The sequence below is a fragment of the Zhenhengia sp. genome, assembly GCF_046966505.1.
In the GTDB taxonomy this organism is placed as follows: domain Bacteria; phylum Bacillota; class Clostridia; order Lachnospirales; family Cellulosilyticaceae; genus Zhenhengia; species Zhenhengia yiwuensis.
In genome coordinates, this window is sequence record NZ_JBKVCH010000007.1 from 26019 (window position 1) to 49258 (window position 23240).

Genomic DNA, 23240 nt, shown 5'->3' on the forward strand with positions numbered 1-23240 from the left:
TTTTATTGGGAGTACTTTGCATAAAATCTCTAAAGATGTTAAAATGAGGAGTTTGACACCCACAACTTGCAAGGGTATTCACTAATCAACAGTATATAGAGACTCGGATTATAGGGGATGCAGGCTTGCCTGTTCTAAAGGGGATTGAAAGAATTGCCACAGGATTTAGGTCCTGTGGTTTTCTTTTTATTTACTTCTTAATTTATATTTTGTGAAATTTTAGAATAATGCTTGAACCTTTCTAAAAACACATTTAAAATATATTTAAAATAGTATAAAAAATATTGAATTTAAGGGGATGAAAATGAACTTAGAACAAATAACTTTGTCATTAGGTAAGGCTGAGGTTGTTGTAGATAAAGCTTTTCCGCGTATCATTCTATACAAGCTAGATGGAGAAGAAGCTTTCTGGGGGCAGAAGGATTTTGCAGATGAGGTCAAGATTAATCAAAATGGCTATCATCCAGTGAAGGTAGACACTAGAGTAGATGAAACTGGACAAGCTATTCATTATACTTTACATCTAGAAAAGGAAAACCAGGAGGGGCAAAGTTTACCTTTTGTAACACTAGGGATAGAGATTGCTTTAACAACAGATGGACATTCTAAAGAAGCTAAGTATGCTCAGAATATGAAACCTACAGACCGTCATATTGTAACTTATAGGGTAACAGATATTCAGGAATTTGATGCAAATGAGCAGGTAGAAACGATAGCTTTTACTAACCAGGCGCTTATTACTTTAAGCGGTGAAAAGGCTGGTTATGGGGCAGTCAAAGCTGGAAGTGGACAAAAGGGGATTTCAGATGTATTTAAAACAACAGCTGAGATTGTAGAAGGAGAAGAAAATCAGTATGAAGTGACTTATCCTCTTCTTTATAATGAAAGGTATGCGGCAGCAATCAGCAATAATGTCATAACACCTATTGAAAGAATTGTAGTAAGAGAAGATGTAGCTAAGAAAGCATTTACTTTCGCCAATGGAACTTTTACTTATCGTTATTGCGTAGAGCCATTTGAAGGACATACAGAAACAGAACCCTTGCCTTATGCACAGATTATTATAGGCGGCGATGAAAATGGAGATGGCCTAGTGGATTGGCAAGATGCAGCAATCCTCTTTAGAGAAATTATGCCTATCCCAAGAGGGTCAGAAAATGTAAAAGACCAAGTGGTATGGATTGCTATGAACTTTACAAGCTCCACTTCTAATCCATTTTTAAGAGTCTTAGATAATAGTAAAATATTAAGCCATTACTATGATGGCTTTACACAGATGGTACTCAATAAGGGCTATCAAGTAGAAGGGCATGATGATTCACATCCTGATTATACAGAAGTAGGTATAAGACAAGGGGGAGCCCATGACCTTAATTTATTAGGTGAGGCAGGAGCTGCTTATCATGTGAAGACAGGTATCCATATTAATGCTATTGAATATATGCTCGATGCAGTCAATACAAAACTTGAGAACCTTAAAGGGGGTAAACTGGGTGAGTTAGAGCATGGCTGGGCATGGCTTGATTCAGCTTACCTTGTAGACCAGATGAAAGATTTAGAGTCAGGAGAGCTTGAAAGACGTCTTGAAGACTTATATCAGGTTGTACCAACCTTAAGTTTCATTTATGTAGATGTCTATTACCGATCAGATTACCACTCTTATAAATTTGCACAATTTATGAATAGGCATTGGGATGTGGCGACAGAATTTTCAGGACCATTTGAAGGGAATCAGATCTTTAATCACTGGGGCATAGACCCTTATTACCCAAGTAGTCTGGGGGCTAAGTCTACGATTTATAGATTTTTATACAATGGATTTAAAGATAGCTTTAACCCAGATCCACTGTTAAAAGGCCTTCAAATGCCAGGGGTAGGCACATGGCAGAGTCAAACAAATCTCTTTGAGGGTATAGAGTTATTCTATAATCAAAATCTCCCTACTAAATATATGCAAGCTTCACCTATTATGAAATTAACAGAGAATAGGATTGACTTTGAAAATGGTAGTTATGTAGCAAGAGAAGGTGAGAAAGTCAAACTTTATAGTAAAGATAAACAGCTTATTGCCATCATGAGCGAAGAAGCAATGAGATGTAAGAGTACACTCTTTATTCCATGGAGTATGACTGAGGAAGATAAGATTTATTATTGGAATAATGAGGAGGGTGCTACTACATGGCAATTGCCTAAAAAATGGCATGAGCAGACAGAAGTTTATGTGTATGAATTAACAGCCCATGGTAGAAAGTTTATAGAAACCCTTCCTGTAACCCATCATACAGTTACTTTAGCCTATAAAGCACAGACACCTTATGTAATTGAAGACCATAAAGAAGATACGAGCGGCTTACCACAAGAAACGGTATGGGGAGAAGGTAGCCTTGTGAAAGATCCAGGTTTTGATAGCTTAAACTTTGGAGCGGGTAAAGGGAATTGGATGAAGCTTTCTAAATCCGGTGCAACTGACCATATTCAAATGGTTCATGTAGCAGTCGAAGAAGGCTATGACCATAAACTTTGTATTACAGGGAAAGAAGATGCTTTAGTAGTGCAGGAGATAGAAGGTCTTGAAGCAGGTGCAACTTATACTGTATCTGCATGGGTAAGTGCAGAAAGGTTAGTAGAGCTTGGGATGGTTATAGGTGAACAGGTTCAAAATACCTTTATTCATGGAAATGATATTATAGGAACGGTAGTAGACCATAAATATAGTAAGACGGCTTATCAACGTATCCGTTTTGATATAACAGTACCAGAAGGTGAAAACAGTGGTAAGTTATTTATTCATGTTCCACAGACGGATCAGGAAACTAAGGCGTGCATAGATGATGTACGTATCTTTAGACAACCAGGTAAAACAGATAGGCATAAAGGCGGTGCCATCTACTTTGAGGACTTTGAAAATGTAGATGAAGGATGGGGAATCTTTGAGTACGCTTTAAACGGAGGAGAATCCAAAGTTCACTTAGCAAGAAAAGATCCTCAAGGCAGACAAGTTAAGAGTTATGCTTTTGACGGCGAATGGTCTCTTAAAATTTCAGATAATAAAACAGGTGAGGTCGTTAGCACTTATCCTTCTCTTGTGAAATTCCAACCAGGTGTAGACTATACTGTAACTTTTGACTATACACTTTTTGCAGAAACAAAAGGTGCAACCTTACCTGCTGATGAAGCATACCCTTACACTTTTGCTGCTAAAGATAAAGAGGGCAATGTCCTTGCAGAAGAAACCCTTAAAGCAAGTACACTAGGTACAGGGGAGTACGGTGGTAATAGTAACCATGATCCAAGTGTAGAAAGGGTAAGTCTTACATTTACAGCAGCACCTGAAGAAGGTACTTATATTACGATTTCTACACCAAATGGTATGCCAAATGGTGCAGGGGAAACGACTTCTACAGCTCTTAATATTCTTATGGTTGATAATGTTGCCATTTATAGTGAGGGGTATGAAGAAAGAGAAGCAGTTTTACCAGATTACCCTGTTTTTAAAGCATAGAAAAATAAGCTTCTAGTTTTAAAATAAACTTGTATTAAATTATAAAATTAAGTATAATTTAATGTGATATTCGGAGAATTTTAAATCTAGGAGGCTAGCTATGAATCAGAAACCAAATATTGTAATGATTATAACTGACGATCAAGGTCACTGGGGGATGGGGTGTAGTGGCAATAAAGATATTCTTACACCTAACCTGGATCGTTTAGCCAATGAAGGAATACGTTTTAATGAATTTTTCTGTGCGTCACCTGTATGCTCTGCAGCAAGAGGTTCTATTTTTACAGGTAAAATTCCTTCACAACATGGTATTCATGATTGGATTAGTAAAGGACATGCCAGTGAAAGCGATTTAAGTGAGAAGCTTCAAAGTGAATTTAAAAATGAGGAGAGACACTGGGCTTATAATTGGCCAAAAGACCAACTTCAAGGTGATGTAGCGCTTAATTATTTAGAAGGACAAACTTGTTTTACACAGGTTTTAAATAAACATGGCTATACATGTGGTTTAAGTGGTAAATGGCATTTAGGTAACAGTGCTATACCACAGGCAGGATTTACATATTGGAAAACACTTGCTATGGGTGGAGATAATTATTACTATCCTGTTGTACTAGAAAATGGTAAGTTTGTTATGAAGGAAAAAGTTTATGTAACAGATTATATTACAGACAATGCATTAACTTTCTTAGAGGAGCAAAAAGGTAAAGAGGAGCCGTTTTATTTAAGTATACATTATACAGCGCCTCATGCACCATGGGATAAGCATCAACACCCAGAACGTTTCTATGATTTATATGAAGATTGTCAGTTTACTTCCATTCCATTTGAACCAGCACATCCATGGGCAGGTATGAAGTATGGACAAGATGAACAAGGTAAAGAGCAGTGGAGAAGATGGATTCAAGGTTATGCAGCAGCGACTACAGCTATGGATGAAAATGTAGGAAGAATACTAGAGAAGTTAGAGCAAGATGGTTTAATGGATAATACGCTCATTATCTTTACAGGAGATAATGGTATGAGTATGGGGCATCATGGGATTTTTGGAAAAGGTAATGGAACTTTCCCACTTAATCTCTATGATACGGCTGTAAAAGTACCAATGATTATGCGTGTTCCAGGTGCTACAGTAAGTGGGAAAGTGGAAGAAACTTTACTAAGTCATTACGATTTATTCCCAACTATAATGACTTATTTAGGCTTAGAAAATGAAATTCCAGATCATCTACCAGGTAGCAGTTTTGCTTCTGTTTTAGAAGGTAGTGAAGGAAAAGTGGTAGACAGGGATATTGTAATCTTTGATGAATACGGCCCTAACCGTATGATTCGTACAAAAGAGTGGAAGTATATTCATCGCTATCCTTATGGGCCTCACGAACTTTACGATTTAAAAAATGATCCAGATGAGAAGCATAATGTAGTAGATGAAGTAAGCTATCAAGAAGTGAAGGCTATGATGAAACAGAAATTAGAAGCATGGTATCTTGAATATGTCGATCCAACACGTGATGGTAAAGGTGAGGCTGTAACAGGAAATGGCCAAATTGGTTTATGTGGGGCAAGGGCAGAAGGTAAACCTGCTTTTAAAGCATAAACATTTCCTTTAGATAAAATTAAAATTTTAATAAATAAGCAAATAAAGTATAAGAAGTGCTATAAAGACATATTTTGTAGTACTTCTTATTTTTTGTGCTAAAATACTTCCTAAATAATAATAATTAGCATATAATAATATGGAAGAATCGCATTATGCTTAGCATCCATGTGAAGGAGAGAACTATGAATAAACAGGAAAAAGAAATAGATTTAATCATTATAGGGGCGGGCCCAGCAGGGCTTACAGCTGGTATTTATGCTTCACGTGCTAATTTAGAAACACTTATTCTTGAAAATGATATTATTGGCGGACAGGTAAGGTCGAGTTATACCATTGAAAACTATCCAGGTTTTGCAAAGATCACAGGCGTAGAACTTGCAGAAAAAATGGAAGCTCAAGCCACAGGCGAAGGCGCGGTTATTGATGAGTTTGACTTTATAGAAAAAGTTACACTAACAGATGATGAAAAGATTATTGAAACAGGTGACTTTATTTATAAGCCACGTGCAGTTATTATTGCAACAGGGGCTAAGCCTAGGTCTTTACCGATTCCAAATGAAAGAGCCTATTTAGGAAAAGGTATCCATTACTGCGCGGTATGTGATGGCTCAAGTTATGAAGGAGAGGTCATTGGTGTAGTAGGTGGTGGTAGCGCAGCCCTTGAGGAAGCTATGTACTTAGCAAGGATCGCTAAAAAGGTTATTATCATTAGAAGATATGATACTTTCCATGCAGAAGCTAAAACTTTAAAAGAGGTAGAAGCAGTGCCTAATATTGAAATTCTTTACGACCATGATCTTATAGATGTAGTGGGGGATAACTTTGTAGAAAAGGCCCTTGTGAAACATACAAAGACAGATGAAGTAATAGAAATACCACTTAAGGCTATCTTTGGCTATATTGGTACAGAGCCTAAGACAGATTTATTTAAGCCTTTCATTCAGGTTGGAGAAGATGGCTATATTAAAGCTGATGAAAGTATGCAGACGAATGTAAAAGGTGTATATGTAGCTGGAGATGTTAGACAAAAAGAATTTAGACAAATTGCAACAGCTGTAGCAGACGGCACTATTGCAGCGCTAAAAGCTGAAAAATATATTACAGAAAATAAGGAGAATGCAAAATGATTAAAGTTTATTCAGTAGAATGGTGTGGACCATGTCAAAAAGTTAAAAAATATTTAGATACAAAAGGTGTAGCTTATGAAGTTGTAACGGTAGCAGATGCTCAAGCAGACCGTGAAATCGTTCTTGAAGTTTCAGGCCAAAGAACTGTACCTGTTACAACAATTGGAGAATCTGTAATTATTGGATTTGACAAACAACAAATTGATGAAGCATTAAAAAACTTATAATATTTAGAGAAACTAGAGTAGACAAAAAGAAACAGCCATGTTCCCACTTAGGAGATGGCTGTTTCTTTTTGTAACTGAAGCTTATCTAAAGTTTTAAACTGTCTCGTTAAAAGGAAGGTAGCTAAAAGAGCAGCAGCGCCATCAGCAACTGGACCTGCATACATCACACCATCAATACCCATGATACGTGGTAGAATCAGGATAAGTGGAATAAGGAAAACAATTTGTCTTGTAAGCGAAAGTACAATACCTTTTTGAGCCTTTCCTATAGAAGTAAAGAAGAAGGAAGACATAGGCTGAAGTCCATTTAAGAAAGTAAAGAACATGAAAATTCTAAAGTAGCGCTCCGCAAAATGGAAATAAAGTTCTTCGCCCTGACCAAATAAACTAATAATTTGTCTCGGGAACAGTTGAAAACTTGCAAAAGCAATAAGGGATACAACACATACTGCTCCTAGAGCCTGCAGGCAGGCACGTTTAACTCTTTTATAATTTTTAGCCCCATAGTTAAAGCCCATAATAGGCTGACAGCCTTGAGCAATCCCTAATACAAAAGCCATATAAATAATATTTACTTTCGAAATAACACCTACGCAGGCAAGTGGAATATCACTACCATAAGGAGAAAGTGAGCCGTAGTAAGTTAAAGTATTATTCATGATAATTTGGACAAGCATCATAGCAAGCTGATTAAAGCAAGGAGATGCTCCTAAAGTAGTAATTTTAAGGCCAATATGCGCTTTAGGTTTAAAATAAGCGAGCTTTAGTGGCACCGTTTTAAAACGTAAGAGGTAAGCAAGTGCCATGATACTGGATATAATTTGAGAAATAACAGTTGCGAGAGCTGCCCCGGCAATGCCCATATCTAGACCAAACATAAAGATAGGATCAAGAATGGTATTGAGTAAGGCACCCACTAAAGTACAGAGCATAGAGTAAGTTGGACTACCGTCAGCTCTTATAATGTTGCTGCAACCAATAGAAAAAATAAGAAAAGGTATGCCTAAAGAAGTAATACCTGTATAAGTCAGTGCATAAGGCAGTACTTCACCAGAAGCACCAAAGGCAATCATTAAAGGGTTTAGAAAAAGATTCACTAGAATAGCTAAGATAATCCCAATAATACCCATAAGGGATACACTATTAGCGGCAAACTTACCAGCTTCTTCTTTATTGCCAGCTCCAAGACAGAGATTGAAGTTAGCAGCTCCACCTACACCTAGAAGTAAGGCAAGAGAAGTACATAAAATAGAAAGAGGAAAGGCTACATTAGTAGCAGCATTACCTACAATACCAATACTTTGTCCAATGAAAATTTGGTCCACTATATTATAGAGTGCACTAACAAGGCCACTAATAATACTCGGTATAGCAAATTTGAAAATCAATTTTTCTGTTTTTTCCGTAGCTAGAAGCTGACTACGTGATATAGATTGAGTTTTTGTCATGTTTAACCTCCAGTTCAAATAAATCTACAGTACAAGTATAGCATGATTCTTTTCTTTAGTGTGCCTAAGTTATGAACTCAATAAAAGAACATAATAAAAAGCGGGAATTTAACAGAGTGATAGATATAAATTCCCACTTTTTATTTAGAATTCTTGTTACTGTTTGTGTAAGTGCCTCATAATATCTCCATATTGTGGTGTACCAAGACCATAACCACCTGCTACTTCCATAATATTTCCTGTAATATAAGAAGAATCGTCACTAGCAAAGAATAAAACAGCATTGGCAATGTCTTCTGGTTTACCCATTCGGTTAAGTGGAACATGACTTAGGAAGGAATCAATAAAAGATTGAGGCATATTATTAAGCGCAGCATCCGTAGCAGTAAGACCCGGTAGTACAGCATTGCAGCGAATATTCGCTCTTGCATACTGCATAGCAATTTGCTGTGTAATATTATTAACAGCTGCCTTAGAAACGCCATAGCCAATGCGTGTTACATCAGGGATAGCACCACCGATAGAGGAGATATTAATAATACTACCTTTTCCTTGTTTCATCATGTGTGGAACGGCAGCTTTACTAATGCCATAAACAGTACCTACGTTAAGTTTAAAGAGCTCTAAAAAAGCTTCTTCACTCCCTTTCACTAAATCTAAATCTGTTTCAGGTTTGCCAACACCAAAGTTGTTAACCAATATATCAAGTCTACCTTCTTTAGCAATAATTTCTTCTACTATAGCCTTATAAGTTTCGCTTTTATAAGCATCAAAATAAATAGGGAACATTTTAAAGCCTTGAGATTTATACTGGTCACAAATTTCCTGAGTCGCCTCGATTCTTCTAACTCCCATATAGATGGTAGCGCCATTTTGGGCAAGCTTTAGGGCACAAGCAAGCCCAATACCTTTTGTAGCCGCGGTAACAAGTGCAACTTGATTTTCTAATTTTTTCATAATTAGGCTCCTTTAAGTTTTAAATAATCTTTAGTATAAGCAGTAGAAGTATTTTTAACACACAGTATCTATAAGGAAATAATTGATAAAGATCTTTAGGGAGATAAAGAATAGTTTTATAAGGAAGATAAATACTAAATAAGGAGTTATAAAAAAAGGAGGCTAGCTATGTCATTAGTCGGAAAAAAAGTTCAAGAATTTAAAGTACAAGCTTATCATGAAGGACAATTTAAAGAAATCACAAACAGTTGTCTTGAAGGACACTGGACAGTATTTTTCTTCTATCCAGCAGATTTTACTTTCGTATGTCCTACAGAGCTTAGTGATCTCGCTGATAATTATGAAGCTTTTAAAGGTATAGGCTGTGAAGTCTATTCTGTATCTACAGATACTCATTACGTGCATAAAGCATGGGCAGATGCATCAGAAACAATTGGTAAAATTAAATTTCCAATGCTTGCAGACCCAACAGGTGCACTTGCAAGACAATTTGAAGTGCTTATTGAAGAAGAAGGGCTTGCTTTAAGAGGAACTTTCATTGTAAACCCTGAAGGCATAATTAAAGCCTATGAAGTACATGATCTAGGTATTGGTAGAGATGCTGACGAACTTCTAAGAAAAGTTCAAGCTGCACAATTTGTAGCAGCTCATGGTGACCAAGTATGCCCAGCTAAATGGAAACCAGGTTCAGAAACACTTTCACCAAGTCTTGATCTTGTAGGGAAACTTTAAGAGGTAGTCTTTAAAATATCTAAAACCAGATAGCAAATAGTTTAAAGCATAGACAGCGAAATAAGATAAAAGAGTTAAGAGGATGATTCCTCCTCTTTTATCTTATTTTTTTATAGAGAAAAGTTCTTTAGAACTTAAGCATAGAGTATATCTCCTCTTTTCATGCTGATTTAGTTACCTATAGCAGGTAAACGGATGAATAAGTATGATGTAAGCTGACAGGAATAAATTGTTTAAAGGTAAAGGAGTTTAATATGAGTAAAATACTATATATCAAGGCCAATATAAAGAAAGAAGGGGAATCTAAAACCTTTAGAATATCGGACCATTTTGTAGAAGTCTATAAAAAATCTCATCCACAAGATGAGGTTATTACACTAGACCTTTATAAAGAGGCCATTGGTTTTTTAAGACCAGAAGATTTAGAGGCTTTATATGGCCCCAAGGATGGCGTAAATAGAAATCATAGGGTACTAAAATATGCGTACCAATTTGCAGAGGCAGATAAATATATTATTGCAGCACCTATGTGGAACTTAAGCTTTCCAGCTATCTTAAAAGCTTATTTAGATTATATAAGTGTAACAGGTATTACCTTTAAATATACGCATGAAGGTGCAGTAGGACTTTTAGAACATCAAAAGGCTGTTTACATTGTAACAAGAGGAGGTGCTTATACGGATTCACCTTATGAAATGGGGGTAAGATATTTAAGAACTTTACTCGGTTTCTTTGGTGTTCAAGCATTTGAAACTATTGAACTTGATAATATGAATCGTTCAGGTACAGATATTGAAAAGAGAATGGAAGAAGCACTTAAAAGAGCAGCTAAAATGGCAGAAACATTTTAGAAATAAGGGTCTGATGCAAAAGATTTGCTACAGGCCCTTTATGTTTTATACTAGACTTATACATAAAATAAAAGAGGGATAGGATGCAGAAATTTATTTATAGGGACATTCAAGAAAAAGATTATGAGGCACTGAAAAAATTACTAGATATGACAGGATATTTTAAAAAGATTACACCAAACAATAAGGTAAGGCAGATTGTACTTCAAGTGTATTTAAGAAGCTGCCTAGAGGACAGTACCTTTACAAAGGTTGTAGAGCATCAAGGGCAAGTCATAGGCATTGTATGTGGTAGAAATAATAAACATTCTAAAAAAGTAGCGTGGACGCCCTACACAGCTGGCATTTTAAGCAGACTTATCTATCTGCATCTTCTAAAAGAGGGTAGGAAGACGCTTAAAGCTCATCGGGACTTCTCGCAAAACTATAAAGAGCTTATGGGAGATAAGGAGCAACAGTTCGATGGAGAGCTTACTCTACTTATAGTAGATAAACAGTATAGAAGAGTAGGCATAGGCAAAACACTTATCCATCAGTTTTTGGAATATATGAAACAGACCAAGGCAAAAAACTTTTATTTGTTAACGGATACAATGTGTCAGTATACTTTTTATGATCGTCAAGGGTTTAGAAAAATAGGAAAGCAAAAAGTAAATTTGGTCAATGAACTAAAAGAAATAGAAATCTATTTGTATGATAAAGACATAGAGCATTTCTAGTTTCCTTTTTGTGTTCTAAATTCACCAGGTGTAAGGTCTGTGAATTGCTTAAATCTTCTTATAAAACTAGAGGACTGCGTATAACCAATAGTTGTAGAAATCTCCGAGACAGTCATAGAAGTTGTACATAGAAGAGTTTTGGCTTGTTCTATACGAAGCGAGTTAATGTAAGTAGATAAGTTAACGCCTGTAGCTGTTTTAAATTGATGACTTAAGTTAGAGACAGATAAATTAAAATGGTCAGCTAAAGATGAAACAGATAAATCATACTCGCAATAATGTTGATCGATATAAGCTATAATCGTTTGAATAGATAAAGAGCTAGAAGGTGCTGTATGAAGCTGGATAACAGCTGTAATTTCTTTAGTTAGGGTATGGATATAGTCAATAAAGTATGTCTTTGATAGAGAATGAGCAGGGCTTAACGGTATGTCTAAAGAAGGGTTAAGTGTAATATTAAGTGCTTTAGCCCCTTTTTTTAGTGTATGACTTACACTATAAACAAGTGGTAAAAGTAGAGGATGATAATCATGCAATTGCTGAATGTAATCTATAAGGGTATGAATAAAAAATTCTACTTTTTCCAAGTTATAGCTTGTAATAGCATCTTGAAGACCTGATAATTCATTTTCTGGATAGTAGAGATGAGACGAATGTCCTAAGCAAGTTTCTTCATAGAAGGCAGGTGCGTTTGTATGAAGAGAAGAGGTATCTTGAGTAAGCTTACTACATTCTAACAGAGCATAAGGTACTGCACTTAAATCTTTATACGCACTGCTTATGCAGAGTGCGAAAGGAATGGATAAAGTAGCAGATAGTGTACCTTGCAAAGTTATTAAGCCTTCTTTTAAAGTCCTTGCATCAGTACTTTCATAAAAAGCAATAAAAACATACATATTATGTGAAACATGATGGAGATAATGGAAATCCACAAAGTCCATAGGAAGTACCTTAGTTTCCTGTAGAAAAAGGATATCTTTTTCGTTAAAGGTATAAGTAGGAAGTGCACTTAAGGTAATGACTTTAAAGGTTTCGTGATGGAGCGTAATACCATAAGGCTGTGCACTAATATTAAAAGTATAAATATCTTTATAAGTTCCACCTAATAATTTTAAAAGGCACTTTTCATAATGAAGACGCTTATTATCGTGTTCTAAAAGATTCATGCCCATAGCTATTTTATCTAAAGTATGAAGGTGATTAGGAAGATTAAAGTTAAACTGGTCCAAAGAGTAAAGGAGCTTCCTAATAGGTTTATAGTATCTGTGGGTTAAAAGGAAAGTAATCATAAAACCTATTAAAAGAATAAAAGCATTAAGTAAAATAAATTTCTGAGACAGCATTTTTACTTTACCAAGCAATAAATCTTCATCAATAATGCTCACATAAGTTAAATGTGTTGAAGGAGAAGCAATTTGACTTATGTAGTACTCGTTTTGATAAGTTGTTTGTAGTGAAAAAGAGTCTAAAGGAGGTAATGCTTCAAGAGATAATGGATGAGCAGAAGGTGCATTACTATAAAGCATTATATTATCCGCCAAAATATAAGTATAGAAAGTGGCATTTGGTGTAGACATATTGTTTAGTGTATCCTCAAAAAAGTTAGGGTCAATTCTAAAGATGAAAAAAGCAGCTTGATTATGTATAGGAATAATGTATTCAATAGCAGGCTTGTCTGATAAAAAGATGTTAAAAGAATGTGCGTAAAACTGAGGTGTTTCAATAGTATTTAATTTATCTTGAAAATTTGTATATTGCCCCAAAAATTGAGGATTAATTTTAGAGTAGGTTTCTGGATTATAGGTCCCACTGCAAGAGTAGAGTGTATGAGGGGTAACTTTGTTGTAGTAATAGATATCTAAAAATGCAGGATCTAACCTTTTGGCTGCATTAAGCTCATTAAAGATATGATAAAAAGCTGTTACATTATTGGAAATATAGGCATTAGAAAAGCATGCATTGCTCATAAGTTCAAGGGATACTTTATGAATTAAATCTATTTTATAGTCAAAATTTAGCTGTAGTTTATTTAAGTTGTTACTGCTCTGAGAAATGATTTCCCCCTTATATAAATCGAGAAAATAATTTTGATAATAAATATTAAGTAAAACAATAGGAATAAAGATAATGAAAAAGTAAGAGCTTACATGTCTACTAAATTCTTTCAAAATATTAGTATTCAAAAACTGCCAACTCCTTTCAAAAAATAGTATGAGTTCGATTAAATATAAAGTAACATATAAAGACTATGTATTCAAGTTAAAAACTGGTGGATTTGCACAAAAAACAAACTATTCAAAAAAAGATTATGATAAAAATATTGAATATTTACTAGAAAAATATTTCGTGATTAGATAAAAGTACAAAACAAAAAGGGGGGAATGAAAGCCATGACAAAGGGAGAAGTGGCATTTGACACACAGATAAGTGCTAAAGAAGCGAAAAAAGCACGTCTAAAACATATGTGGATATTAATGAAAAGAAATTATATCCTCTATTTTTTCTTATTACCAGCTTTACTTTATATCATTATCTTTAACTATTGGCCTATGTATGGGATTCAAATAGCTTTTAAAGACTATTTACCATATGAAGGGATAACAGGTAGCCCTTGGGTAGGGTTTAAGCATTTTACGAAATTTTTTGATTCAATTATGTTCTGGGATTTACTAAAAAATACCCTTTCTATTAGTCTATATTCTTTAGTAGCTTCTTTTCCAATTCCGATTTTATTAGCCTTTATGATTAACTACACTAAAAATGAAAAATTAAAAAAGTTAACACAAACCATTACTTATGCACCTCATTTTATTTCTACAGTTGTATTAGTAGGTATGTTGTCTATCTTTTTATCACCAAGAACAGGGTTTATTAATACCGTTATTGAATTCTTTGGAGGAGATCCTATTTTCTTCCTAGGACAAAAGGAATGGTTTAGACATGTTTATGTATGGTCTGGTATATGGCAAGGAACAGGATGGGCATCTATTATTTATATTGCGGCTTTATCAGGGGTAAGCCCAGAACTTCATGAAGCAGCTATTATAGATGGTGCAAGTAAATTACAGCGTATTAGACATATTGATTTTCCAGCTATTTTACCGACTATTACGATTTTGCTTATTCTAAATATGGGGCAAGTTATGAATGTAGGTTTTGAAAAAGTATTACTTATGCAAAATGATTTGAACTTAGAAATGTCTGAAGTTATTTCGACTTATACATATAAGATGGGGTTAGTGAATGCCCAGTATAGTTATTCCACAGCGATAGGTTTATTTAATAATATTATTAACTTCTGTATTTTAATAGGAGTTAATCGATTTGCTAAGAAAATATCCGGAACAAGTTTATGGTAGAGGGGAGGAGAGAAAATGAAAGCAGGAAGTACTAAAATAAAGGAAACAACACAAGACCGTATCTTTAGTATGATTACTTTAATCTTGATTATGGCCATTATCATTATTGTAGCTTATCCACTCTATTTTGTATTGGTTGCTTCTGTTTCTAGTCCAGCAGTTGTTAACTCAGGGGACTTGTTACTATATCCAAAAGGCTTTTCACTCATAGGGTATAATAATATTTTGGGAAACACGAAGTTATGGGCAGGCTATGCGAATACTCTATTTTATACAGTAATGGGAACTTTAGTTGGGGTAAGTATTACGATTTTAGCAGGCTATGCTTTTTCAAGATCAGATTTACCAGGGCGTAATCTTTTGATGGGTATATTTGTCTTTACTATGTATTTCTCAGGTGGGCTGGTGCCTTTATACTTAGTTGTTAAACAGCTTAATCTGATTAATACAAGGACTATTATTATCTTATTAGGCAGTGTCTCTGTTTACAATATTATTATTGCCAGGTCTTTCTTTGTATCGAGTATACCTAAGGAGCTTCAAGAGGCTGCCTTTGTAGATGGCTGTACAAATCAGAGATTTTTCTTTGAGATTGTAGTACCTATATCTAAACCTATTATTGCAGTTATTACTTTATATTGTGCTATTGCCTATTGGAATTCTTTCTTTAATGCCATGATTTATCTTAATGATACAGATAAGTATCCACTGCAACTGGTTTTAAGAGAAATCCTTTTATCCTTCCAAATGATGCAGCAGCAAGCGGCAAATGGGGGAGGAGTGGTAGATGCAGAGACATTAGCAGAAATGAATACATTAGTAGAAGTTGTAAAGTATGGCGTTATCGTTGTTGCAACAGTGCCAGTGCTTATCATTTATCCGTTTATACAAAAATACTTTGTTAAAGGGGTAATGATTGGAGCAGTTAAGGGATGATAGGATTTTAATTTAAATAAAAGAGAGGGGAAGAGTTATGAAGCTTAAACGTATGTTATCTAAAATGACTACAATTATGATGGTAGGTGTAATGCTGGTAGGATGTACAAGTACAGGTGGAGGAAATAAGGAAAGTAGTAGCTCAAAAGAAGTGACAGTAGAAACGGCAGAAGATGGTACAACACGTGAAATGGAAGGGAATCTGTATGTAGAAGGGCTTCCTATTGTGAAAGAAAAAGAAACTTTCACTATTGCTGTTATAGGCCATCCACTTGCTAAAGATACCTATGAAAATAAACCAGCGGTTATTAAAGCAGAAGAAGATACAAACATCAAAATTAAATGGATGGAGATTCCTTCAACAGGTTGGCAAGAAAAAATCAATATTATGTTTGCTTCAGGGGAGTTGCCAGATGCCATTGCAACAGGAATTGACACATCTTCTATTGTAAAAAATCTTCCGCAACTCGTACCAGTAGGGGATTACATAGATAAATATGCACCATCAGTAGCAGAGGTTTATAATCAATATCCTGAGATTAAAACAATGTTAGAGCAAGAAGATGGTAAGATTTATTCCTTTATGACCAATACACATAGCTCACGTAATGATAGTACTTCAGGCGTATTATTTATTAATAAACAGTGGCTGGATAACTTAGGATTAGAAGTACCAACTACAGTAGAAGAATATTATGAAGTGCTTAAAGCATTTAAAGAAAAAGACCCTAATGGAAATGGTATTGAAGATGAAATTCCGCTATCATTTTGTCAGCAATTCTATGCTTCACAATTTAGGATGCTTTTGGGTGCATTTGGCATAAAAGACGATGGAACGCATATTATGATTGAAGAGGGTAAGGTTGAATTTGCACCTGAAAAGCCAGAATACTATGAGGCACTTCGTTATTATAGTAAGTTAGCGAATGAAGGTTTACTGGACTTAGAAGGCTTTAGCCAGACACAGCAACAATATAATTCTAAAGGACAACAAATGGTAGTAGGCTCATTTTTAGCTTTCTTACCTAATGCAGTAGTAGGAGATGCAAACGATAGTCAATACATTCCACTTCCACCATTAAAATCTTCAGTAGCTGAGCCGATTTGGGATGGTGCAAAGAATAAATTTGCAGGATGGAGTGGTGGATTTGTTATTACAAAAGCATGTAAAAATCCAGAAGCCTTAGTAAGATGGTTTGATTATATAAATAGTGATTTTGAGACAAAGATGCTTTGGAATTTTGGAGAACGTGGTGTACTTTGGGAGATGAATGATGAAACAAGAGAATACTGGTACGTTACGAACTTACCAGAAGGTGTAGGTAAAGAGGAGTACAGGTATTCAAAAGCAGCAGGACCTCATGCACCTATGTTTATTACATTAGGTGATTTAGAACACTTTGTTATGAAAGATGATCCATTAGGTAAGCAAAGAGAGGCTTGTATTGATATCGTAGAGCCTTATTACCCAGAAGAAGTACTTTTACCTGTTTTTGAGAGTTTAGAAGTTACAGAAGAAAAGGCGAACTTATCAGTAGAAATTGATAACTATATTAAGAACTTCGTAGCACAATCCGTATTATCTGGCATAGATGATGCAAAATGGCAAGAACACCTTAATAAATTAGAAAAATTAAATGTAGCACGTTATGTAGAAATGCAGCAAGCAACATACGATAAAATAAAACAATAAAATAAAAGAAGAGGAGGTCAGTGTATGGCTAAACCCAATCTTGTTTATATCTTTTGTGACCAATTTAGAAGGCAAGCCATAGGTTATATGGGGGAAGACCCAGTTATTACACCACATCTAGACCAGTTTGCTAGAGAGAGCGTAGTATTTAATCAAGCCGTAAGTAATTATCCAGTATGTAGCCCTTATAGAGGCATTTTACTGACAGGGCTGTATCCGCATAAAAATCATATCTTTACCAATTGTAATTCAAGAAGTGCGCCTAAAGGTTGTTATCTACGTGAGGATCAGCTTTGCCTATCCGATATTTTATCTGAGAATGGCTATGAATTAGGCTACATAGGTAAGTGGCATTTAGATGCACCAAAGGAGGAGCATAGCGACTATACAGAAGGTAGGCGCGGAGATGGGCTCATATGGGATGCCTACACGCCACCAGGAAAGGGAAGACATGGTTTTAACTTTTGGTATTCTTATGGATGTGCGGATAATCATATGAAGCCTCATTATTGGGTGAATGATGCTAAGGTAGAGGAGCGTATAGATGTAGAGGAGTGGTCTGTTGCACATGAAACCCAAGTAGCTATAGATTATATTGAGAAACAAGATAAGCCTTTTGCACTTTTTGTTTCATTCAATCCGCCTCATACAGATTTTAACTTATTTCCACAAAAATATTTGGATTATTACAAGGGAAAAGAGGCAGAAGATTTATTAGTCAGACCTAATGTAAAAGACTGCCCTGAAGCTCTGGAGCATGTTAAAAATTATTTTGCTGCTATTACAGGGATAGATGAGAACTTTGGTAAGATCATGCAGGCACTTAAGGCTAAAGGGATAGAAGATAATACCATTGTTATTTTTACATCGGACCATGGAGAGCTGATGGGTAGTCAAGGACTAATGCATAAAAATATATGGTATGAAGAAGCAGTTAGTGTACCTTTTATTGTGAGATGGCCAGAGCAATTTAAACATCAAGATGTGGATGCTCAGCTATCTACTATAGATATTATGCCTACCCTATTAGGAGCAGTAGGTCTTGATAATAAAATTCCTCAAGAATGTGTAGGGCATAACTTTACACCGAATATGTGCAGTGGTAATTATATAGATTCACCAGACAGCTCATTATATTTTGTAGATGGTCCAAAGGGGAAAGGTTATGGAAGAGGTATAAGGGATAAAAGATACACCTTTATCCTATCGGCAGCAGGCGGCAAGCAACAATGCATCTTATATGATAGACAAGAAGACCCTTACCAAATGAACAATATTATAGAAGATAATAAAGAACTCGCTAGAACTTATCTTGAAAAGTTAAAGATTTGGTTACAAGAAATTGAAGACCCATTTGAAATCAAGATACAGTTATAAAAGTTAGTATAAGTAGAAACAGCCTCATCCTAAAATAGGAAGGGGCTGTTTCTACTTATATTAAATGAAATTTGAGTTATAAATAGGTTAGAGTTTGTATGAGGACTATACAGTAAAAGTTTGATATTCAATAAGTTAGGGGAAATACTAATGAAGTGGAAAAATAGAGATAAAAAAGTAATAGGGTTAAGTGTACCTATAGTTGTAGTTTTATTTTTTACTTGTTGTTCAATGAATTCTAAAAATTTGGTATAATGACTATAAAGAATCACTAGGACTTAAATGTATAAATTGGGAGAAGAAGTGGGGGAAAATGATGCTAAAGGTATTCTTGGTAGAAGATGAGTTTGCAGTAAGAGAAAGAATGAAGAAAAACATTAATTGGGAAGAGAATGGTTTTTGCCTAGTAGGAGAAGCAGGCGATGGAGAATTGGCTTATCCCCTTATTCAAGAAGTAAAGCCTGACATTATTATCACAGATATTAAAATGCCTTTTATGGATGGACTAGAACTTAGTAAGCTGGTTAAAAAGGATTTACCCCAAGTTAAGATTATTATTTTAAGTGGATATGATGAATTTGAGTATGCTAAAGAGGCTATTAATATAGGTGTAACAGACTATCTTCTAAAGCCTATTACATCTAAGAAACTTATGGAATCTTTGAATCAAGTGGCACAGGCTATTAGAAAAGAGCAGGAAAAGCAGGCTTACTATGAGAGGTGTCAGTTAGAACGTCTTGAGAGTATGCAACTAGCAAGTAAAAAATTCTTTTATAATATGGTAACAGGTAAGCTTTCGGCAACAGAGCTTATTGCTCAGGCCAAGTCTTTAGCTATTGATTTAACGGCTAAGATGTATAGTGTAGTGCTTATTAAAGGAAGTGTTGACTTAAAAGCTAAGGAGGAGAACCTTCCTATGGGTCGGATAACAGATAGATTGCAGGCATGGCTGCAAGAACGCGTAGATGTAATCGGATTCGATAGGGAAACAGAAGGTTGGGCTCTTATTTTAAAAGGGACAAACATTCATATAGAAGAACTTGAAAAAGAAATCATTACGCTTATTCAGGAGGAAATGAAGGATTACTCTATGCCTTCTTACTGTATAGGGATAGGACACAGAGCTAGCAGATTAAGTGAAATTGCCTATGCTTTTGAAACGGCTAATCAGGCACTAGCGTATCGTTATATGCTTCAGAATGAAAAAGTCATTTATTATGATACTTTAAAGCAGTATAAACTTAATCAAAGAGACAAAGCCATTAGTATAAGGGAAATGGATCTCACGCATATGGACAAAAAGACAATTGAAGACTTTTTAAGAAGCGGTACAAAGCAGCAGCTTCAAGATTTTATTGTGAATTATATTAAAAGTATACAAGGTGGTATGGAGTCTTTTCTTTTTAGACAGTATATTATGATGGATATTTATTTTAATGTCATAGCTTTTGGGGAGCAACTAGGCTACGAAAAAGATGAGGTGATCAAAGCCTGTGGTGATATAAAAGAGATCTATACAGTGATTCAGACTAAAGAGGATGCAAGCCATTACTTGGAGATTTTGCTGACAGGTGCATTATCCTTAAGAGACGCTATGAGTGGCAGAAGGTACAAGGCTTTAGTAGAAGATGCTAAATACTATATTAAAAAATATTATAATAAGGAAAGTATTTCTCTTAATCAAGTGGCTGATTATGTGAATATGAGTTCTAGTCATTTTAGTGCCATTTTTAGCCAGGAGACAGGACAGACTTTTATTTCTTATTTGACACAGATTCGTATGGAAAAGGCTAAGGAACTCTTAAGGTGTTCTTCAATGAAAACATTAGAGGTTGGCTATGAAGTAGGATATAAGGATCCACATTATTTTAGCCATTTATTTAAAAAGACACAGAATTGTACACCTAAAGAATACCGTAAGTCAACTTTATCTTAGAAAGGGCTCTTAACATGAAATGCCCTAATATGTCTTTAAGAAGTAAGCTGAAACTTTTTATGTTGATTATGCTAACGCCGATGGTATGCCTTGTTATTTATCTCATTGTCAGATTCAGCAACTATACGGATCGTTACGTACCTATTATTAAGGATATTAATATTGCCAATGAGTTTGATATGCACTTTAAACAGGAAGTAGATTATGCCATGTACCGAGTGGCAATAGGCTCTGAGGCCTTTGAAAATACTAATGTAGAAAATATATTAAAAGAGAGTAAAGTCTATTTTAAGCAGTTAGAAGAAGGGACAAGTCTTGTTTCTAATAAAAAGTTGGTAAGAGCGGCCCAAAGGAATCTGAAACTTTTAGAAAAGAAAATTAGCCATATTAAAGAAAACTGTGAAGAGACAGGGCATTACGATGAAAACATGTTTATGCTAGAAAATGATATTTATGTTTTCACTGAGCTCATTACAGATGAAATTCAGGAATATGTGTATTACGAAGCACTGGAGCTTGAAAAGGTTAAGAAGGCTATTGAAGAAGATATCAATAATATGCTAAGAGTCAGTATGGTAATTTTAGGTGTTGTACTCATTGTTACATGGATTTTGATTATTACTATTTCAGATAGCATTACAAAACCGTTGCAGTATTTATGTGAGCGTACGAAAAAGGTAGGTGCTGGAGATTTTACCATGCAGCAAATTAGGAGTAGAGGCGATGAAGTAGTTACTCTAGAGGAGAGCTTTAATACCATGATTGGAGAGATAGAAGAACTGGTTAAAAATGTAAAAGAAGAACAGATCAATTTAAGGGTTATGGAACTTAAGTTGCTTCAGGAACAGATTAATCCCCACTTTTTATACAATACTTTAGATACCATTATATGGATGGCAGAAGATGGTCAAAATGAGGAGGTAGTGGAAATGGTATCTGCTTTATCAGAGTTTTTTAGGACAGGACTTAGTAAAGGTCGGGATTACATTACCTTGAGAGAAGAGGAAAGCCATATACGTAGCTACTTGCAGATTCAGCAATTTAGATATGCTGATATTTTAGAATATGAGATTCGTATCCCTTTAGAGATTGGGGAGTTTAGAATACTAAAATTGACTTTGCAGCCTTTAGTAGAAAATGCTCTTTATCACGGTATTAAACAAAGAAGGGGTAAAGGGAAAATTTATATAGAAGGACGTCATGAGGAGCAGTATATTTTCCTAACGGTTCATGATAATGGGAGAGGCATGAAAGAGGATGAATTAGAAAGGCTTAGAAGAAGTGTGGAAAAGGGGAGGTTAGATACATCTGATAAAGGCTTTGGACTTGCTAATGTAAATGAAAGAATACGGCTTAACTACGGCAGAGCTTATGGTTTAATCATAGAAAGTACATATGAACAAGGTACGAGTGTAACAGTACGCTTACCTAGAGAAATTATGAATAGCTAATAAGAAAAAGGTATGTTTTTTAAGAATGAAAAAACATACCTTTTTCATAAAAAAATTAACTTCTATAAAAGCAAGATAAAAAAATGAAATGAAATAAAAATATATTCCGTATTAAAAATTTAGGTTTATTTTTATAATAGCAGTATAGAAAGTGATTACGTTTATTGAAAATAACAGGGGGGGCAGAGTTATGAAGAAAAAATTAGTCAGTATGTTATTAGGTTTAACGATGGTAGGTACAGCGCTTGTTGGTTGTAGTAGCGCACCGGCAGAAAATAGTACGCCAAAAGAAACTGAAACGAAGACAGAAGCTCCGGCTAAAGAAGAAACAAAAACAGAGACTCCAGCAGAAGAGGCAGAAGAAAAGACAGATGAACTTATTACAATTGGATTTTCCCAAGTAGGTGCAGAATCTGACTGGCGTGTTGCCAATACAGAATCTATGAAGGGTACCCTGACAGAGGAAAATGGCTTTAACTTAATCTTTGCAGATGCTCAACAAAAACAAGAAAATCAGATTAAAGCAGTAAGGGATTTTATTTCCCAGGAAGTAGATGTTATAGTTATTGCACCTGTAACAGAAACAGGATGGGAGACCGTACTTGGTGAAGCAAAAGATGCTGAGATTCCAGTTATTATTGTAGATAGAATGATTGATGTATCTGATGATTCTCTTTATACATGCTGGGTGGGTTCTGACTTCTATCAAGAAGGACTTGATGCTGTAGATTGGCTGACAGAATATATGGATGGTCTTGGACGCGGTCAGGATCAGCTTAATGTAGCTGTACTTCAAGGTACAATTGGTTCATCAGCTGAAATTGGTCGTACAAAAGGCGTGCGTGATGGTCTTCAAGAACATAGCAACTACTCTATCGTATTAGAACAAACAGGCGAATTCACACAGGCAAAAGGCCAAGAAGTTATGGAGTCTTTCCTTAAATCAGGTGAACAAATTGATATCTTAATTGCTCAAAATGATAATATGGCCTTTGGTGCTATTGATGCTCTTAAAGCAGTTGGTAAAAAACCAGCAGAAGATGTAGTTATTGTATCTTTTGATGCTGTTAAAGCTGCTTTTGAATCTATGATTGCAGGGGAAATGAATGTATCTGTAGAATGTAACCCACTTCATGGACCACGTGTTGCAGAGCTTGCAAAAGCTATTATGAATGGCGAAGAAGTTGAAAAAATTCAATATGTAGAAGAGGGGGTATTCCCAGCTGATACAGCAGCAGAAATTCTTCCAACACGTGTTTACTAAGAGTAGGGATAAAAATTGATATTTAGATTTGGATTTGTATGGCATTAAAGTAAGGTATTAA

The 23240-nt window shown here is 35.2% G+C and carries 17 protein-coding genes; 14 read left to right on the top strand and 3 right to left on the bottom strand.

Features of this window, described 5'->3' with window-relative positions; all coding sequences use genetic code 11:
- Positions 1–304: 304 nt before the first annotated feature.
- The 4 genes from ACLTBU_RS09185 to ACLTBU_RS09200 all read left to right on the top strand — a co-directional run bounded on the left by ACLTBU_RS09185 (position 305) and on the right by ACLTBU_RS09200 (position 6456).
- Positions 305–3502 carry an endo-alpha-N-acetylgalactosaminidase family protein gene (locus ACLTBU_RS09185; RefSeq protein WP_412218636.1) on the top strand — a complete coding sequence of 1066 codons (3198 nt, stop codon included), beginning with the start codon at positions 305–307 and terminating at the stop codon, positions 3500–3502.
- Between the two features lie 100 nt (positions 3503–3602).
- The gene (locus tag ACLTBU_RS09190; protein WP_412218637.1) at positions 3603–5099 is read left to right on the top strand and encodes a sulfatase-like hydrolase/transferase; all 1497 of its coding nucleotides are present in this window, start codon (positions 3603–3605) and stop codon (positions 5097–5099) included.
- Positions 5100–5284: 185 nt separating this feature from the next.
- Positions 5285–6229, top strand: coding sequence for an NAD(P)/FAD-dependent oxidoreductase (locus ACLTBU_RS09195; RefSeq protein ID WP_412218639.1), 945 nt, complete (start codon positions 5285–5287; stop codon positions 6227–6229).
- Complete coding sequence (locus tag ACLTBU_RS09200; RefSeq protein ID WP_177671358.1) at positions 6226–6456, top strand: glutaredoxin domain-containing protein; 231 nt, start codon at positions 6226–6228, stop codon at positions 6454–6456. Before ACLTBU_RS09195 ends, ACLTBU_RS09200 begins: the two co-directional genes overlap by 4 nt.
- A 47-nt stretch (positions 6457–6503) precedes the next feature.
- On the opposite strand, the gene ACLTBU_RS09205 is transcribed toward ACLTBU_RS09200, so the two are convergent.
- Positions 6504–7904, bottom strand: coding sequence for an MATE family efflux transporter (locus tag ACLTBU_RS09205; protein ID WP_412218640.1), 1401 nt, complete (start codon positions 7902–7904; stop codon positions 6504–6506).
- A 156-nt stretch (positions 7905–8060) separates the two neighbouring features.
- Positions 8061–8861, bottom strand: a complete 801-nt coding sequence (locus ACLTBU_RS09210; RefSeq protein ID WP_177671360.1) for an SDR family oxidoreductase — start codon at positions 8859–8861, stop codon at positions 8061–8063.
- Positions 8862–9029: 168 nt separating this feature from the next.
- On the opposite strand from ACLTBU_RS09210, the gene ahpC reads away from it, so the two are divergent.
- The 3 genes from ahpC to ACLTBU_RS09225 all read left to right on the top strand — a co-directional run bounded on the left by ahpC (position 9030) and on the right by ACLTBU_RS09225 (position 11163).
- Positions 9030–9593, top strand: a complete 564-nt coding sequence (ahpC, locus tag ACLTBU_RS09215) for an alkyl hydroperoxide reductase subunit C (protein ID WP_249332192.1) — start codon at positions 9030–9032, stop codon at positions 9591–9593.
- Positions 9594–9847: 254 nt separating this feature from the next.
- Complete coding sequence (locus tag ACLTBU_RS09220; protein WP_249332191.1) at positions 9848–10444, top strand: NAD(P)H-dependent oxidoreductase; 597 nt, start codon at positions 9848–9850, stop codon at positions 10442–10444.
- 83 nt (positions 10445–10527) lie between these two features.
- Positions 10528–11163, top strand: coding sequence for a GNAT family N-acetyltransferase (locus ACLTBU_RS09225; RefSeq protein WP_249332190.1), 636 nt, complete (start codon positions 10528–10530; stop codon positions 11161–11163).
- On the opposite strand, the gene ACLTBU_RS09230 is transcribed toward ACLTBU_RS09225, so the two are convergent.
- On the bottom strand, positions 11160–13346 hold the full coding sequence (locus ACLTBU_RS09230; protein WP_249332189.1) for a helix-turn-helix transcriptional regulator: 2187 nt from the start codon (positions 13344–13346) through the stop codon (positions 11160–11162). The genes ACLTBU_RS09225 and ACLTBU_RS09230 overlap by 4 nt on opposite strands.
- A 207-nt stretch (positions 13347–13553) precedes the next feature.
- Here ACLTBU_RS09230 and ACLTBU_RS09235 point away from each other — a divergent pair, with 207 nt between their 5' ends.
- From ACLTBU_RS09235 to ACLTBU_RS09265, 7 genes are all read left to right on the top strand, one after another.
- Complete coding sequence (locus tag ACLTBU_RS09235) at positions 13554–14522, top strand: ABC transporter permease (RefSeq protein WP_249332188.1); 969 nt, start codon at positions 13554–13556, stop codon at positions 14520–14522.
- Positions 14523–14537: 15 nt separating this feature from the next.
- On the top strand, positions 14538–15458 hold the full coding sequence (locus ACLTBU_RS09240) for a carbohydrate ABC transporter permease (RefSeq protein WP_249332187.1): 921 nt from the start codon (positions 14538–14540) through the stop codon (positions 15456–15458).
- A 37-nt stretch (positions 15459–15495) separates the two neighbouring features.
- Complete coding sequence (locus tag ACLTBU_RS09245; RefSeq protein WP_249332186.1) at positions 15496–17151, top strand: extracellular solute-binding protein; 1656 nt, start codon at positions 15496–15498, stop codon at positions 17149–17151.
- 24 nt (positions 17152–17175) lie between these two features.
- Positions 17176–18528, top strand: a complete 1353-nt coding sequence (locus ACLTBU_RS09250) for a sulfatase (protein ID WP_412218643.1) — start codon at positions 17176–17178, stop codon at positions 18526–18528.
- Between the two features lie 316 nt (positions 18529–18844).
- Entirely contained in the window at positions 18845–20464 is a 1620-nt protein-coding gene (locus ACLTBU_RS09255) for a response regulator (RefSeq protein WP_249332184.1), read from the top strand.
- Between the two features lie 14 nt (positions 20465–20478).
- On the top strand, positions 20479–21915 hold the full coding sequence (locus ACLTBU_RS09260) for a sensor histidine kinase (RefSeq protein WP_412218644.1): 1437 nt from the start codon (positions 20479–20481) through the stop codon (positions 21913–21915).
- 190 nt (positions 21916–22105) lie between these two features.
- Positions 22106–23179, top strand: a complete 1074-nt coding sequence (locus tag ACLTBU_RS09265; protein WP_412218645.1) for an ABC transporter substrate-binding protein — start codon at positions 22106–22108, stop codon at positions 23177–23179.
- Positions 23180–23240: the final 61 nt, after the last annotated feature.